Here is a 15,937-nt window from a genome sequence, read left to right on the forward strand (position 1 = left end):
ACGACCTTGAACGCACCCATAGAACCACATCGTTTTATCCTCGAGCCTTTTGAGGCTCGCCGCTTCGCCAATCTGTGCGGGCAATTCGACGAGCATTTGCGCTTGATCGAACAGCGCCTGACCATCGAGATCCGCAACCGCGGAAACCAGTTCGAGTTGATCGGCGACCCCAAGCACACCACGTCTGCGGAAAACCTGCTGCGCCGCCTGTATCGGGAAACCAAAGGTACTGAGCTGTCGCCGGACCTCGTGCACCTGTTCCTCCAGGAATCGGCCGTGGTCGAGCTGGACAATCACGCCCCCGCCGAAGCCTCTGTCGCCCTGCGCACCAAGAAAGGCATGATTCGCCCACGCGGCTTGAATCAACTGCGCTATGTGAAGGAAATCCTCGGTAACGACATCAACTTCGGCATCGGTCCGGCCGGTACCGGCAAGACCTATCTGGCCGTGGCCTGCGCTGTCGATGCTCTGGAACGCGAGCAGATCCGCCGCATCCTGCTGGTGCGTCCGGCGGTTGAAGCGGGTGAAAAACTCGGCTTCCTGCCCGGCGACCTGTCGCAGAAGATCGACCCGTACCTGCGCCCGCTCTACGACGCACTCTACGAGATGCTCGGCTTTGAATACGTGGCCAAGCTGATCGAACGCCAGGTGATTGAAGTTGCGCCGCTGGCCTACATGCGCGGTCGCACGCTGAACAACAGCTTCATCATTCTCGACGAAAGCCAGAACACCACCGTCGAACAGATGAAGATGTTCCTGACCCGGATCGGCTTCGGCTCCACCGCAGTCATCACCGGTGACATCACCCAGGTCGACCTGCCGCGTGGCACCAAGTCCGGCCTGCATCATGTGATCGAAGTGCTCAAAGACGTGCCGGGCATCAGCTTCACACACTTCCAGCCGAAAGACGTCGTGCGCCATCCTTTGGTCCAGCGGATCGTCGAAGCCTACGAGCGCTTCGAAAACCGTGACGAAGCACCCAAGGACACCTCGCGAAATGCTTGAGCTAGACCTGCAAATCGCGACTGAAGCGAACGCGCCGAGTGAAGCCGACTTCCGCCTGTGGTGCGAACTTGCCCTGCGCCAGCGCACCGCCGACTCGGAAATGACCATTCGTCTGGTCGATGAGGAAGAAGGCCGCGAGCTCAATCACACCTGGCGCCACAAGGATTACGCGACCAACGTCCTGTCGTTCCCGGCCGAAGTACCCGACGAGTTTCTCGACATTCCATTGCTAGGCGATCTGGTGATCTGCGTGGCGGTGGTCGAGCGTGAAGCCGCCGAACAAGGCAAGGAACTAAAGGCCCACTGGGCACATCTGGTCATTCACGGCTGCTTGCATCTGCTGGGTTACGACCATATAGATGACGAAGAAGCCGAAGAAATGGAAGCACTGGAACGCGAGTTGCTTGCCGAACTGGGCTACCCCGATCCGTACGCGGACGACGAACCCGAAACATCCCCTATCGTTACAACAAAGGATTCAGAGTAATCGCTATGAGCGAAGATCGATCGAGCAACGGGCAGAAGTCATGGCTGGGTAAACTGACCCAGGCTTTTGCCCACGAGCCGAAGAACCGTCAGGAGCTTCTCGAGCTGCTGCGTGATGCACATCAGAACAAACTGCTGGACAGCGAAGCGCTGGCCATCGTCGAAGGCGCCATTCAGGTGGCTGACCTGCAAGTACGCGACATCATGGTGCCGCGTTCGCAGATGATCAGCATCAAGGCGACCCAGACACCCCGTGAATTCCTCCCGGCCGTGGTCGACTCGGCCCACTCGCGCTATCCGGTGATCGGCGAAAGCCATGACGACGTGATGGGCGTACTGCTGGCCAAGGATCTGCTGCCGCTGATCCTCAAGGAAAACGGCGACAGCTTCAACATCAAGGATCTGCTGCGCCCGGCCACCTTCGTGCCGGAGTCCAAGCGCCTGAACGTGTTGTTGCGTGAATTCCGCGCCAACCACAACCACATGGCCATCGTCATCGACGAATACGGCGGAGTGGCCGGTCTGGTGACCATCGAAGACGTGCTGGAACAGATCGTCGGCGACATCGAAGACGAACACGACGTCGAAGAAGACAGCTACATCAAGCCACTGCCCAGCGGTGACTTCCTGATCAAGGCGCTGACGCCGATCGAGAACTTCAACGAGTTTTTCGACAGCGAGTTCTCCGACGATGAATTCGACACCGTCGGCGGTCTGGTGATGAGCGCGTTCGGGCACTTGCCAAAACGCAACGAAATCACTGAAATCGGCGCCTATCGTTTCCGCATCCTGAACGCCGACAGCCGTCGGATTCATTTGCTGCGACTGACGCCAATTGCTCGTTAATTCTAAGGACTGAAATGCGCTGGACAACCCGCCCCGGCTGGCCCGGTAACCTGCTGGCCGTGGCGGCCGGTGCAATCACCACCTTCGCTCTAGCACCTTTCAACATCTGGCCGCTGGCTTTGCTGGCGGTCGGCTTGTTCTATGCCGGTTTGCGCGAGCTGAGTCCGCGTCAGGCACTGGGCCGTGGCTGGTGCTTCGGTTTCGGCCTGTTTGGTGCCGGCACCAGCTGGATCTATTACAGCATCCACCATTTCGGCGGCGCTTCGGTGCTGTTGGCCGGGTTCCTGATGCTGCTGTTTACGGCGGCGATTGCCTGGTTCTTCGCCTTGCCGGCCTGGTTATGGGCGCGCTGGTTGCGCCGTAACGAAGCACCTGTGGCTGATGCCTTGGCGTTCGCTGCCTTGTGGGTCGGCCAGGAAGCGTTTCGTGGCTGGTTCCTCACCGGCTTCCCATGGCTGTACTCGGGTTACAGCCAGCTCGATGGCCCATTGGCCGGACTCGCTCCAGTGGGTGGCATGTGGCTGGTGTCGTTCGTTCTGGCACTGACCGCTGCACTGATCTACAACGCCCCACGCCTGCTGCAAACCGGCCGCAAAGGTTTTGTTGCCGCAGGTTTGGTGCTGCTGGTTGGCCCTTGGGTGGCCGGCACTGCGCTCAAGGGCCATGCCTGGACCAGCCCCTCCGGCGCGCCGCTGAGTGTTGCCGCGATTCAGGGTAACGTCGCGCAAAGCATGAAATGGGATCCGGCTGAGCTCAACGCGCAGTTGGCTTTGTATCGCGATTTGAGCTTCCGCTCGAAACCGGTGGACCTGCTGATCTGGCCGGAAACCGCCGTGCCGGTATTGAAGGAGTCCGCCGAGGGCTACCTGACCATGATGGGCACCTTCGCCGCCGAGCGTAAATCGGCGCTGATCACTGGTGTACCGATCCGCGAAACCGTTCGTCACGAAAAACGCTTCTTCAATGGCATCACCGTGGTCGGCGAAGGCGACGGTACTTATCTGAAACAGAAACTGGTGCCCTTCGGCGAATACGTGCCACTGCAGGATGTATTGCGCGGGCTGATCGCCTTCTTCGACCTGCCAATGTCCGACTTTGCCCGTGGCCCGGCCGATCAGGCGTTGTTGCAGGCCAAGGGTTATCAGATCGCACCGTTTATCTGCTACGAAGTGGTGTATCCGGAATTTGCCGCCAGCCTGTCGGCGCGCAGTGATTTGCTGCTGACGATCAGCAATGACACCTGGTTCGGTACCTCGATCGGTCCGCTGCAACATTTGCAGATGGCGCAGATGCGCGCGCTTGAGGCTGGGCGCTGGATGATTCGTGCAACCAACAACGGTGTGACCGGACTGATCAACCCGTTCGGACAGATCACCGAGCAGATTCCGCAGTTCGAACAAGGGATTTTGTACGGTGAAGTGGTACCGATGCACAACCTGACGCCGTACCTGCAATGGCGCTCGTGGCCATTGATCATTGTCTGCTTGCTGTTGTTTGGCTGGGCACTGATGGCCAGCCGGATGTCGAAAACCCTTTAAAGCCTCCTACAATGATCGCTCCCACGCTCCACGTGGGAATGCCGCCGGGGACGCTCCGCGTTCCGCTTCGGATGTGGCGCAGAGCGCCACCGGATGCATTCCCACGCAGAGCGTGGGAACGATCAGTCAGCCCGGTAAAACAGCGAATACCCCACCTGCCCCACCGCTTCATTCAACAACTGCCCGCTCTGCCAGATCGACTTGAACTCCGGCAGCCAGCCACCAAACGGTCTCGCGTTATCAGTTCCGAGAAATCCGACCGGGGCCGGAACCACTTCAAAACCCGCCTGTTGAAAACTCCATACCGATCGCGGCATGTGCCAGGCCTGCGTCACCACGACCACGCGCTTGATCCCCTGCGGCAACAAGATATCGGCCGTGAACTTCGCATTTTCCCACGTAGTGCGGCTCTCGCCTTCCTGCCAGCGCACGGTCACGCCAAAATCGTCGCGCAACGAATCCGCCATCAACTTCGCCTCGGTCGGCGGCGTACCGTAATGCAGGCCACCAGTGGTCAAAATCGGCAAACCGGATGCCTTCGCCAGTCGAGCCGCATACCGCTGACGCTCAAGGCCCACACCGGTCGGCTGATCCTCACCCCAGGCCAGATCGCCGCGCTCACGACCTGAGCCCAACACCACAATCGCGTCGGCCCGCTGCGCCAGCGTCGCCCACTCTTCACGGGCCAACGGTGGCTCGCGTTCCAGAGCTTTCGCGCCCCACTGCACGACCACCGGCAGGCTCATCAGCCACATTCCGCCAAAGCCAATGGCAAAACACAATCCAGCCAGGCGCGGCCGTGAGCGGCGCAGCCACCAAGCGGCCAGCAACAGCAGCAAAAGAATGCCGGGTGGTAACAAAAGTTGTTTGATGAAATAACGAAAAGGCATCGAGCATCTCCACAGATGCCCGAAGCCTAAGAGTGTTAATAAAGCGTTACAACCAATAGGTGGGATCCCGTTGAAAAAGTTCCGGTTCTTGACCTGCCATGCGCTTACTTGGCCTGTACAGAGCGAACCTTGACGGTGTCTCTGCCGGGCGCCTTGTCCTTGAGCCAGATGACCTTGGCCGAATGTGCTGCATCGAGCTGCTTCACTGCCTGTGACAAGCATCCATGCGTTTCACGTTCACTGCGATCCAGATAGGCCTTGACCAGTTTGAACTCGGCGGGACTCAAGCCACGCAATTCCAGTTCCAGGGGGCGCTCGTCGCGCAGCCGGTCAGCGGTTTTTAATGCGTCCAGGGCCATACCAAGACGATCGATCAATCTTTCGTACAACTCGGGTTTCGTCACGTTTTTTTGCCGTTGCTCCACCATCCCTCACCTCATTGAAGATAAGACTCACTCCCCAGTTAGAGCTTAGCTTCGCTGCACAAACCGGCTGCACGCCGCGACCAACGGCCCTCGCCACGGATTTGCCGGGACAAACAGCTGTAATCAGGGTTTCCCTAGGCCGAGCGCGGTCATGTATGCTACGGCGCTTCCTGTAATTCCACTTCCAGCTCGTCCGGGCCAACCCCGGCACCTGCGTTGAAGAGGATTAGGCCACCCCTATCCAGTACAAAAGTAGCCATGCACGAACAATATCAGCCCCGTGAAATCGAAGCCGCCGCCCAGTCGTTCTGGGACGAGCAAAAGTCCTTTGAAGTCAGTGAACAGCCAGGCAAGGAAACCTACTACTGCCTGTCGATGTTCCCTTACCCCAGCGGCAAGCTACACATGGGGCACGTGCGCAACTACACCATCGGCGACGTGATCTCCCGCTACCAGCGCATGCTCGGCAAGAACGTTCTGCAACCTATGGGTTGGGACGCATTCGGCATGCCGGCGGAAAACGCCGCGATGAAGAACAACGTCGCGCCGGCCAAGTGGACCTACGAAAACATCGCCTACATGAAAACCCAGCTGCGCAGCCTGGGTCTGGCGGTCGACTGGTCACGCGAAGTCACCACCTGCAAGCCGGATTACTACCGCTGGGAACAATGGCTGTTCACTCGCCTGTTCGAAAAAGGCGTGATCTACCGTAAAAACGGCACCGTGAACTGGGACCCGATCGACCAGACCGTTCTCGCTAACGAACAGGTGATCGACGGTCGCGGCTGGCGTTCCGGGGCGCTGATCGAAAAGCGCGAAATCCCGATGTACTACTTCAAGATCACCGCCTACGCGGATGAGCTGCTGGAGAGCCTCGACGAACTGACTGGCTGGCCTGAACAGGTCAAGACCATGCAGCGCAACTGGATCGGCAAATCCCGCGGCATGGAAGTGCAGTTCCCGTACAACGTCGACTCGATTGGCGTAGCCGGCACCCTGAAAGTCTTCACTACCCGTCCGGACACCCTGATGGGCGCGACCTATGTCGCCGTGGCTGCCGAGCATCCGCTGGCGACCCAGGCAGCGCAGAACAACCCTGAGCTGCAAGCGTTCATCGCTGAATGCAAGGGCGGCAGCGTTGCTGAAGCCGACGTCGCCACACAAGAGAAAAAAGGCCTGCCGACCGGCCTGTTCGTCGAGCACCCGCTGACCGGTGAGAAACTGCCTGTTTGGGTCGCCAACTACGTGCTGATGCACTACGGCGACGGCGCTGTAATGGCCGTACCGGCGCACGACGAGCGCGATTTCGAATTCGCTCACAAGTACAACCTGCCAGTGAAATCGGTGGTGCGTACCAGTTCCGGCGACAGCAACCCGGCCCCGTGGCAAGACGCCTACGGCGAGCACGGCACACTGATCAACTCCGGCGAATTCGACGGTCTCGACTTCGCGGGTGCGTTCGACGCCATCGAAGTGGCCCTGATCAAGAAAGAACTGGGCGCCTCGCGCACTCAGTTCCGCCTGCGCGACTGGGGCATCAGCCGTCAGCGCTACTGGGGCTGCCCGATCCCGATCATCCACTGCGATGCATGCGGTGACGTGCCGGTACCGGAAGATCAACTGCCTGTGGTCCTGCCGGAAGACGTGGTGCCGGACGGTGCTGGTTCGCCGCTGGCGCGCATGCCGGAATTCTACGAGTGCAGCTGCCCGAAATGCGGTCAGCCTGCCAAGCGTGAAACCGACACCATGGACACGTTCGTCGAGTCGTCGTGGTACTACGCCCGTTACGCCTCGCCGCACTTTGAAGGCGGTCTGGTGGAAAAATCCGCAGCCGACCACTGGTTGCCAGTCGATCAGTACATCGGTGGTATCGAACACGCCATTCTTCACCTGCTCTACGCGCGCTTCTTCCACAAGCTGATGCGTGACGAAGGCCTGGTCAGCTCCAACGAGCCGTTCAAGAACCTGCTGACCCAAGGCATGGTGATCGCCGAAACCTACTACCGTCGCGAAGCCAATGGTGCTTACACCTGGTTCAACCCGGCGGACGTAGAACTCGAGCGCGACAGCAAAGCCAAGGTCATCAGTGCCAAGCTGAAATCCGACGGTCTGCCGGTAGAAATCGGCGGCACCGAGAAGATGGCCAAGTCGAAGAACAACGGCGTTGACCCACAGTCGATGATCGATCAGTTCGGCGCCGACACCTGCCGCCTGTTCATGATGTTCGCTTCGCCACCTGACATGAGCGCTGAGTGGTCCGACTCCGGCGTCGAAGGTTCGCACCGTTTCCTCAAGCGCGTCTGGCGTCTGGCGCAAGCCCACGTCACTCAGGGCTTGCCGGGCAAGCTGGACATCGCCAGCCTGAACGATGAGCAGAAGGCCGTGCGCCGCGCCATTCACGTGGCCATCAAGCAGGCCAGCCACGACGTCGGCCAGAACCACAAATTCAACACCGCCATCGCCCAGGTAATGACGCTGATGAACGTGCTGGAAAAAGCCGCGCAAAGCACCGAGCAGGATCGCGCGCTGATTCACGAAGGTCTGGAAGCCGTGACGCTGTTGCTGGCACCAATCACGCCGCACATCAGCCACGAACTGTGGAACCAGCTGGGTCACGCCGATGCAGTCATCGACGCCGGGTGGCCGGCAGTGGATGAAAGCGCTTTGGTGCAGGACAGCCTGACCCTGGTCATCCAGGTCAACGGCAAACTGCGCGGCCAGATCGAAATGCCGGCCAGCGCGACCCGCGAAGAAGTTGAAGCAGCAGCCCGCGCCAACGAAAACGTACTGCGTTTCGTCGACGGCCTGACTATTCGTAAAGTGATCGTTGTGCCGGGGAAACTGGTCAACATCGTCGCCAGCTAATTGGATCGGGCGCCAGGCTCGCCTGGCGCCAAGTAAAACCTTTCGGGCCGTACAATCGGCCCACGTGGTTTCAAGGGGAGCAACACAATGATCAAACGCAATCTGCTGGTGATGGGCCTCGCCGTTCTGTTGAGCGCCTGCGGTTTCCAGCTGCGCGGTACCGGCACTAACGAACTGTCGATCAAGGAACTCGACCTGAGCGCCCGTAATGCCTACGGCGAGACGGTCACGCAACTGCGTCAGGTGCTGGAGTCGAGCGGCGTCAAGGTTTACAGCGGTGCTCCGTACAAACTTTTCCTGGCTGACCAGCAGGAGAGCCAGCGCATCCTCAGCTACGCCGGTGCCGGTCGTACGGGCGAGTATCAAGTCAGTACTGTTCTGAACTACGAGATCCGTGGCGACAAGAACCTGCAACTGCTCAGCGACAAACTTGAAGTTCAGAAAGTGTTTATCCACGACGGTAACAACCTCGTGGGCTCCGATCAGGAAGCCAACGACGCCCGTCGCGAAACCACTCGCGAACTGGTCCAACGCATGATGTTGCGTCTGCAGCAACTGACCCCCGGTCAACTGCAGCAGCTGCAGCAAGCCGCCAATGACCGCGCCAAGGCAGAAGCCGATGCGCTGCAAGCGGCACAAAAGGCTGAAGCGGAAACCCCGCGCCAGTCGCCGCTCGAAGTACCGCAGCAGTAAGACGTTCGGGGCGCTCAGGCGCCCCGTTCGGCATTTCTTATGAAGCTCGCTCCCGCCCAACTCGGTAAACACCTGCAAGGTGCTTTGGCGCCTGTCTACATCATCAGCGGCGATGACCCGCTACTGTGCCAGGAAGCCGCCGACGCCATCCGCAGCGCTGCGCGTCAGCAAGGTTTTGATGAACGCCAGGTCTTCGCCGCCGACGCCAATTTCGATTGGGGCACGTTGTTGCAGGCCGGCGCCAGCATGTCGTTGTTCGCCGAAAAGCGCCTGCTGGAACTGCGCCTGCCCTCGGGCAAACCCGGTGACAAAGGCGCCGCTGCATTCATCGAATACTGCTCGCGTCCCGCTGAAGACACGGTGCTGCTGATCAGCCTGCCGAAGATGGATGGCAGCGCGCAGAAAACCAAGTGGGGCAAGGCACTGGTGGAAGGCCAGCAGACCCAGTTCATCCAGATCTGGCCGGTGGACGCCAATCAGTTGCCGAGCTGGATTCGTCAGCGCTTGTCTCAGGCTGGTTTGTCGGCCAGCCAGGACGCGGTCGAACTGATTGCTGCACGCGTCGAAGGCAACTTGCTCGCTGCCGCGCAGGAAATCGAAAAGCTCAAATTGATGGCCGAAGGTGGGCAGATCACCGTTGAAACCGTGCAGGCCGCCGTGGCCGACAGTGCGCGGTTTGACGTGTTTGGTTTGACCGACGCCGTGCTCAACGGCGAGCCGGCCCACGCGCTGCGCATGCTTGAAGGCTTGCGCGGTGAAGGTGTCGAACCGCCGGTGATTCTCTGGGCGCTGGCGCGGGAGCTGCGCTTGCTGGCTAATATTTCGTTGCAATACAGCCAGGGTACGCCGCTGGACAAGTGTTTCAGCCAGGCGAAGCCGCCGGTCTGGGACAAGCGCAAACCTTTGATGAGCAAAGCCCTGCAACGCTACTCGGCGCAACGCTGGGCGCAGTTGTTGCTCGAAGCCCAGCGCATCGATGCGCAGATCAAGGGCCAGGCTGCCGGTTCGCCGTGGATGAGCCTGAGTCGCTTGGCATTATTGATGGCTGGCCAACGCCTGTCATTGCCTGCCGAGTAAGATCAAAAGATCGCAGCCTTCGGCAGCTCCTACACCGATCCCTGTAGGAGCTGCCGAAGGCTGCGATCTTTTGACTTTCCTATAGCATGAGCAGATTATCTGCTGCGCAAAACCTCACTCACTCGAGAGAACCCTAATGAGCAAAAAGCCAGCAAAGCATGGCCCCAACAAGGCCAAATCCATCGTCGCCCAACCCCTGTTCCGCAGTCGCCAGGAACGACCAGCCAAGGGTAAAGGCAGCTACCGCCGCGAAGCCTTCCAGTCTGACAGCTGGGAGGCTTCTTACTTTCTGGCCGCTTAAAGCGCAGTACCCCCCGCTCATGTTAAGGTCTGCACCTGATTCGTTTTCCTGGAACTGTGCATGCCCCTAAGTCTTTCCCGTCGCTGGCCTGTTCGCCAATTGATCGCTGCCTCCAGCTTCATTCTGCTTGTCGCCTGCGCGGAAAAACCGACCGCCGCCGATGCGCAACCCCTTCAAGCCGCGCCCGTCGCCACGGCCCCAGCGATCATCCCGCCGGTAGTGCCGTCCGCCGACCCTCTTGATCTTCAGCCGACCCAGACCTTTGCCGAATGGCAGGCCGGTTTCCGCAAGGACGCCCTCGCCGCCGGGATCCGCCCTGACCTGTTCGATCGCGCCTTTGCCAATATCAGCTTCGACGCTAGCGTGATTCGCGCCGACCGCAGTCAGCCGGAATTTTCCCGTCCGGTGTGGGAATACCTTGATGGCGCGCTCTCGCCACTACGAGTGCGTAAAGGTCAGGCACTGATCAGCCAGTACGCCGATATTCTGCAAAGCATCGAACAGCGTTATGGCGTTGACCGTCAGGCGCTGGTGTCGGTGTGGGGCATGGAAAGCAATTTCGGTCAGTTTCAGGGCAGTAAGTCGGTGATCAACTCGCTGGCCACCCTCGCTTACGAAGGCCGTCGGCCAGGCTTTGCTCATGCGCAATTGATCGCTGCGCTGCAGATCCTGCAACAGGGTGACATCACGCCAGAGAAGATGCTCGGCTCGTGGGCTGGCGCCATGGGGCAGACCCAGTTCATTCCGACCACTTACAACACTCACGCAGTGGACTTCGACGGTGACGGTCGCCGCGATATCTGGGGCAGTCCTGCCGATGCGCTGGCCTCAACTGCGCATTACCTGCAAAGCTCCGGCTGGCAGCGTGGCCAGCCGTGGGGGTTTGAAGTGCAGCTGCCGAGCAGCTTCAACTACACCCTGGCTGATGGCGCGATTCGCAAGAGTGTCGCCGAATGGCGTCAGTTGGGCGTGACCCTGCCGAATGGCGGTCAGGTGCCAGCAGGCTCTGAACAGCTGTCTGCCGCCCTGCTGCTGCCGGCTGGTTATCGTGGGCCGGCATTCCTGATCCTCGACAACTTCCGCGCGATCCTCAAGTACAACAACTCCTCGTCGTACGCGCTGGCAGTGAGCCTGTTGTCCGAGCGTTTCAGCGGTGGCGGCTTGATCAACGGCAGTTGGCCAAAAGATGACCTGCCGCTGAGCCGCACCGAGCGTATGGAATTGCAGACCCTGCTGAGTGCGCGCAATTACGATGCCGGCACGGCGGACGGGATCATCGGCGCCAACACGCGCAAGGCGATTCGCAGTGCCCAGCAGTCATTTGGCTGGCCGGCGGACGGGTATCCGACGCACAAGTTGCTGGAAAGCCTGCGTAGCCAATAGAACGAATGCCGTATGGCTGATATCGCTTTCGCGAGCAGGCTCGCTCCCACATTGAAATGCATTCCAAATGTGGGAGCCTGCTCGCGGAGACTGACTATCAGGCAATAAACCTTCAGGCCTTGATCACCACATCCTGCTCCAGCATCAATTCCTGCTTCCCGGCATCCAGCCGCACCAGCGCCCCCATCGGCAGCGTCAGGTTCGGATCGCAATGCCCGCTACGCCACCCCGATAACACCGGAATCCGCAACGGCTCGAAAGTCTGCTTGAGCAATCGGTTCAGTGCCGCGACTTCCACCCCCGCCACGTCCCCGACCAGCACACCTCGCAATTTTGCCAGTTTGCCGGCCAGGCGCATCTGTGTCAGCAAGCGATCAATGCGATACAGCGGCTCGTTGATGTCCTCGATGAGCAGAATCACCCCTTCGACATCAATCTCGTAAGGCGTGCCCAAGGTTGCGGCGATCATCGCCAGATTACCGCCGAGCAAGCGTCCGTGCGCAATGCCAGGTTCGACGGTAGTCAACGGATAAGCCACCGGATGGCTCAGCACACTCCCCGCCTTCAATTGCCCGCGCAGCATGGCGAAGAATGAAGTGACCGTCGGCGGCTCCTTGTCGCCCAACAAGTCAGCGTTGAGCAGCGGCCCGTGGAAGGTCACGAATCCTGCGTAACGACTGATGGCCAGGTGCAGCGCGGTGATATCGCTGTAGCCAACGAATGGCTTGGCATGACGGCTCAGCAGGTCGTAATCGATCCGGTCGAGCAAGCGCGGCGTGCCGTAGCCGCCGCGCAGGCAAATGATGGCATCGACCTCGGGATCAGCGAATGCCGCATGCAGATCACGCAAACGCACGTCGTCACTGCCAGCCAGATAGCCGTCTTTTTCATAAACACCGGGAAACACCTTCAGCCCATAACCGCGGGCTCGCATCCATCGCACCGCCTCATCGGTGTCCAGAGCACCAGGGCCGGCAGGCGCAATGACGCCGATCAACCCTTCCGAGGGCAGTGCAGGCACGGCTCTGTGTGGGCAAAGAGTATGGGTCGGTCGAACGGTCATCCTTGGATCTCCCTGTGAGTCATGCACACACAGTAGTCAGGAACGGGGGCAAACAGAAGAGGGTCGGCCACGCCGCAGGTTGCAGGAAAAATCAGCATCGAATGTAAGACGGGCAAAAAAATGCCCGCCGGGCGTTAAAACCTCGGCGGGCATTTTTTCATTCAGCGCCGGATCAGGAACCCAGCAGCTCAGCCTTGACCAGCTTCGCTTGCTCGTCGGCGTGGTATGAAGAACGCACCAGCGGCCCCGAGGCAACGTTTTTGAAGCCCATCTTGTAACCTTCCTCGGCGAACCAGGCGAAGGTGTCCGGGTGCACAAAGCGCTGCACCGGCAAGTGACTACGGGACGGTTGCAGGTACTGGCCGAGGGTCAGCATGTCGATGTCATGTTCGCGCATGCGCTTCATGACTTCGATGACTTCCTCGTCGGTCTCACCCAGACCCAGCATCAAGCCGGATTTGGTCGGAATATGCGGCATCATCTGCTTGAAGCGTTGCAGCAAGGTCAGCGACCACTGGTAATCCGAACCCGGGCGCGCTGCCTTGTAGAGGCGTGGCACGGTTTCCAGGTTGTGGTTGAACACATCCGGCGGCTCGGCCGCGGTGATTTCCAGCGCGACGTCCATGCGGCCACGGTAGTCCGGAACCAGGGTTTCCAGCTGCACGTTCGGCGACAGTTTGCGGATTTCGCGGATGCAGTCGGCAAAGTGCTGGGCACCGCCGTCACGCAGGTCGTCGCGGTCAACCGAGGTGATCACCACGTACTTGAGCTTGAGGTCGGCAATGGCGATGGCCAGGCTTTGCGGCTCATTGACGTCCAGTGGCTTCGGACGACCGTGGCCGACGTCGCAGAACGGGCAGCGACGGGTGCAGATGTCGCCCATGATCATGAAGGTCGCGGTGCCGCCGGAGAAGCACTCGCCAAGGTTCGGGCAGGATGCTTCTTCGCAGACGCTGTGCAGCTTGTGCTTGCGCAGCAGGCTCTTGATCCGGTCGACTTCCGGCGAAACCGGGATACGCACACGAATCCAGTCAGGTTTCTTCGGCAGTTCGGTGGTCGGAATGATCTTTACCGGGATGCGTGCAACCTTCTCGGCGCCGCGCAGCTTGACGCCGGCTTCTACCTTGGGACGCGGGGCCGGGCGCTCGGTCACGTCGAGCGTCGGGATCATGGTTTGCACTGCATCAGTAGTCATATCAGTCGATTCCGCCCGTCAGGGTCGTCTGCTCAGCATAGTCGAGGTGTTTGACGAGCTGCGCGCGCAGCCGGGCACTTACCTCGGCAAATTCAATCGATCCTGCGTGGTCGCTCAGCTGGGTCATCGCCAGCCCGGCATAGCCGCAGGGATTAATCCGTCGAAACGGTTCCAGGTTCATATCCACGTTCAGGGCCAGGCCATGAAAGGAACAACCGTGGCGAATCCGCAAACCCAGAGAAGCGATTTTCGCTCCATCGACGTACACGCCGGGAGCGTCTGGCTTGGCCGCCGCGGTCACGCCGTAGCTGGCCAGCAGTTCGATCAGGCAAAGCTCCATGCGGCTGACCAGATCACGCACGCCGAAACCCAGCTTGCGTACATCCAGCAACAGGTAGGCGACCAACTGGCCGGGGCCATGATAAGTCACCTGCCCGCCGCGATCGACCTGCACCACCGGAATATCTCCCGGCAGCAACAAGTGTTCGGCCTTGCCGGCCTGGCCTTGAGTGAACACCGGTGGGTGCTCGACGAGCCAGATTTCGTCGGCGGCATCGCTGCCGCGTTCGTTGGTGAAGCGCTGCATGGCATGCCAGACCGGCTCGTAAGCCATCTGGCCGAGTTCACGAAAGCCCAGCGTGCCCGGCATCACAACACCATGTGCACGAAGCCGGTCGCCCGCAGTTCGCTGTTGATGTTGTACAGCTGATCCTGATCGGTCGCGACGATGTGTAACTGAATGGTGGTGTATTTGCCGTTGCTGCTCGAACGCTCGTCGACACGCTCATCATTGATCTTCGCGAATTTCTTCACGATTTCGATGATCTTGTCTTTGTGGCCAACCCCCGTGTCGCTGATCACCTTAACCGGATAATCAACCTGGGGAAATTCGATCTTTGGCGCCTTTACTTCGGTATCGGTCATGGCGTAACGGCCTCTTGAGCGCAAGCCGTGATAACGCGCATGGCCCCGCACCAGATCGGGGCGGGGCCATGCAGGTCAACACAAATCAGTTGAACAAGCCGTAGAAGAATAGACGGATGCTATCCCACATGCGGCGGAAGATACCACCCTCCTCGACGCCATCCAGAGCGATCAGGTCAGCGCTGTGCACGACCTTGTCTTCCAGTTTGACTTCGACTTTACCGATCACGTCGCCCTTGGCGATTGGCGCGGTCAGTTGCGGGTTCATGGTCATGCTCGCAGCAAGCTTCTTCAGCTGGCCTTTTGGCAGGGTCATGGTCAGGTCTTCAGCCAGGCCGGCCTTGACTTGATTGGTGGTGCCTTTCCACACCGGGGCCTGAGCCAATTCGGTGCCCTTCTGATAGAAGGTCTGGGTTTCGAAGAAGCGGAAGCCGTAAGTCAGCAGCTTCTGGGTCTCAGCGGCGCGAGCCACTTCGCTGTTGGTGCCGAACACCACGGCGATCAGACGCTGGCCGTCACGTACAGCCGAGGACACCATGCAGTAGCCGGCTTCGTCGGTGTGACCGGTTTTCAGACCGTCAACGGTCTTGTCGCGCCACAGCAGCAGGTTGCGGTTAGGCTGCTTGATGCCATTCCAGAAGAACTCTTTCTGCGAGTAGATCGCGTAGTGAGCCGGGTCTTCGTGGATGATCGCACGGGCCAGGATCGCCATGTCGTGAGCCGACGAGTAATGCTCAGGGTTTGGCAGACCGGTCGGGTTCATGAAGTGGGAATTGGTCATGCCCAGATCAGTCACAGTCTTGTTCATCAGGTCGGCGAACGCGTCTTCGCTACCGGCGATGTGCTCGGACAGCGCCACGCTGGCGTCGTTGCCGGACTGGATGATGATGCCGTGCAGCAGGTCGCTGACAGTCACCTGCGAGCCGACTTTGATGAACATCCGCGAACCGCCGGTGCGCCAGGCGTTTTCGCTGACGGTCACCGGATCGTTTTCACCGATCTGGCCGCGACGGATTTCCAGGGTCGCGATGTAAGCGGTCATCAGCTTGGTCAGGCTGGCCGGTGGCAGACGCTGGTCGCCATTGTTCTCGACCAGCACGTTGCCGCTGCTGGCATCCATCAGAACGTAGGCTTTGGCAGCCAGTTGCGGTGGCGACGGCATCATCTCGGCCGCGAAGGCGGCTGGCGAGAGGAGCAGCGGGACTAGCAGACACAGGCGTTTGGCAAAGGTGGTGATGTTCATCCG

At 59.9% G+C, this 15,937-nt stretch carries 16 protein-coding genes; 9 read left to right on the forward strand and 7 right to left on the reverse strand.

Going from position 1 to position 15,937, the window contains the following annotated elements; genetic code table 11:
* Positions 1 to 6 precede the first annotated feature (6 nt).
* From J0G10_RS27045 to lnt, 4 genes are read left to right on the forward strand one after another with little or no spacing between them, the layout of a single operon-like run.
* Positions 7 to 1,005: a PhoH family protein gene (locus J0G10_RS27045; protein WP_095048764.1), complete on the forward strand. Its 999-nt coding sequence runs from the start codon at positions 7 to 9 to the stop codon at positions 1,003 to 1,005.
* The gene (ybeY, locus tag J0G10_RS27050; protein WP_064390733.1) at positions 998 to 1,492 is read left to right on the forward strand and encodes an rRNA maturation RNase YbeY; all 495 of its coding nucleotides are present in this window, start codon (positions 998 to 1,000) and stop codon (positions 1,490 to 1,492) included. Before J0G10_RS27045 ends, ybeY begins: the two co-directional genes overlap by 8 nt.
* 5 nt (positions 1,493 to 1,497) lie before the next feature.
* The gene (locus J0G10_RS27055; protein WP_007909641.1) at positions 1,498 to 2,337 is read left to right on the forward strand and encodes an HlyC/CorC family transporter; all 840 of its coding nucleotides are present in this window, start codon (positions 1,498 to 1,500) and stop codon (positions 2,335 to 2,337) included.
* 14 nt (positions 2,338 to 2,351) lie between these two features.
* A complete protein-coding gene (lnt, locus tag J0G10_RS27060; RefSeq protein ID WP_095048765.1) occupies positions 2,352 to 3,875 on the forward strand; it encodes an apolipoprotein N-acyltransferase in 1,524 nt (507 codons plus the stop codon).
* A 122-nt stretch (positions 3,876 to 3,997) separates the two neighbouring features.
* On the opposite strand, the gene J0G10_RS27065 is transcribed toward lnt, so the two are convergent.
* On the reverse strand, positions 3,998 to 4,765 hold the full coding sequence (locus J0G10_RS27065; RefSeq protein ID WP_095048766.1) for a YdcF family protein: 768 nt from the start codon (positions 4,763 to 4,765) through the stop codon (positions 3,998 to 4,000).
* A 104-nt stretch (positions 4,766 to 4,869) separates the two neighbouring features.
* A complete protein-coding gene (locus J0G10_RS27070; protein ID WP_095048767.1) occupies positions 4,870 to 5,193 on the reverse strand; it encodes a hypothetical protein in 324 nt (107 codons plus the stop codon).
* Positions 5,194 to 5,448: 255 nt separating this feature from the next.
* On the opposite strand from J0G10_RS27070, the gene leuS reads away from it, so the two are divergent.
* The 5 genes from leuS to J0G10_RS27095 all read left to right on the forward strand — a co-directional run bounded on the left by leuS (position 5,449) and on the right by J0G10_RS27095 (position 11,509).
* Positions 5,449 to 8,055, forward strand: coding sequence for a leucine--tRNA ligase (gene leuS / locus J0G10_RS27075; protein WP_095048768.1), 2,607 nt, complete (start codon positions 5,449 to 5,451; stop codon positions 8,053 to 8,055).
* Positions 8,056 to 8,142: 87 nt separating this feature from the next.
* Positions 8,143 to 8,748 (forward strand): LPS-assembly lipoprotein LptE, encoded by a 606-nt coding sequence (locus tag J0G10_RS27080; protein WP_095048769.1) that lies wholly within the window; start codon positions 8,143 to 8,145, stop codon positions 8,746 to 8,748.
* Between the two features lie 39 nt (positions 8,749 to 8,787).
* Positions 8,788 to 9,825 carry a DNA polymerase III subunit delta gene (gene holA / locus J0G10_RS27085; protein WP_095048770.1) on the forward strand — a complete coding sequence of 346 codons (1,038 nt, stop codon included), beginning with the start codon at positions 8,788 to 8,790 and terminating at the stop codon, positions 9,823 to 9,825.
* A 136-nt stretch (positions 9,826 to 9,961) separates the two neighbouring features.
* Positions 9,962 to 10,126 carry an alternative ribosome rescue factor ArfA gene (gene arfA / locus J0G10_RS27090; protein WP_095048771.1) on the forward strand — a complete coding sequence of 55 codons (165 nt, stop codon included), beginning with the start codon at positions 9,962 to 9,964 and terminating at the stop codon, positions 10,124 to 10,126.
* Between the two features lie 60 nt (positions 10,127 to 10,186).
* Entirely contained in the window at positions 10,187 to 11,509 is a 1,323-nt protein-coding gene (locus J0G10_RS27095) for a lytic murein transglycosylase (RefSeq protein WP_095048772.1), read from the forward strand.
* Positions 11,510 to 11,621: 112 nt separating this feature from the next.
* Here the strand turns inward: J0G10_RS27095 and J0G10_RS27100 are convergent, their stop codons facing one another.
* The 5 genes from J0G10_RS27100 to J0G10_RS27120 form a co-directional block, all read right to left on the reverse strand.
* The gene (locus J0G10_RS27100) at positions 11,622 to 12,572 is read right to left on the reverse strand and encodes a S66 peptidase family protein (protein ID WP_095125493.1); all 951 of its coding nucleotides are present in this window, start codon (positions 12,570 to 12,572) and stop codon (positions 11,622 to 11,624) included.
* A gap of 172 nt (positions 12,573 to 12,744) precedes the next feature.
* Complete coding sequence (gene lipA / locus J0G10_RS27105; protein WP_167394918.1) at positions 12,745 to 13,743, reverse strand: lipoyl synthase; 999 nt, start codon at positions 13,741 to 13,743, stop codon at positions 12,745 to 12,747.
* Between the two features lie 25 nt (positions 13,744 to 13,768).
* A complete protein-coding gene (gene lipB, locus J0G10_RS27110) occupies positions 13,769 to 14,416 on the reverse strand; it encodes a lipoyl(octanoyl) transferase LipB (RefSeq protein ID WP_008087909.1) in 648 nt (215 codons plus the stop codon).
* On the reverse strand, positions 14,416 to 14,691 hold the full coding sequence (locus J0G10_RS27115) for a DUF493 domain-containing protein (RefSeq protein ID WP_008087908.1): 276 nt from the start codon (positions 14,689 to 14,691) through the stop codon (positions 14,416 to 14,418). The genes lipB and J0G10_RS27115 overlap by 1 nt, the downstream gene beginning before the upstream one ends.
* An 85-nt stretch (positions 14,692 to 14,776) precedes the next feature.
* Complete coding sequence (locus J0G10_RS27120) at positions 14,777 to 15,934, reverse strand: D-alanyl-D-alanine carboxypeptidase family protein (RefSeq protein WP_038361911.1); 1,158 nt, start codon at positions 15,932 to 15,934, stop codon at positions 14,777 to 14,779.
* Positions 15,935 to 15,937: the final 3 nt, after the last annotated feature.

Source organism: Pseudomonas germanica (genome assembly GCF_019614655.1).
Lineage (GTDB): Bacteria > Pseudomonadota > Gammaproteobacteria > Pseudomonadales > Pseudomonadaceae > Aquipseudomonas > Aquipseudomonas neuropathica.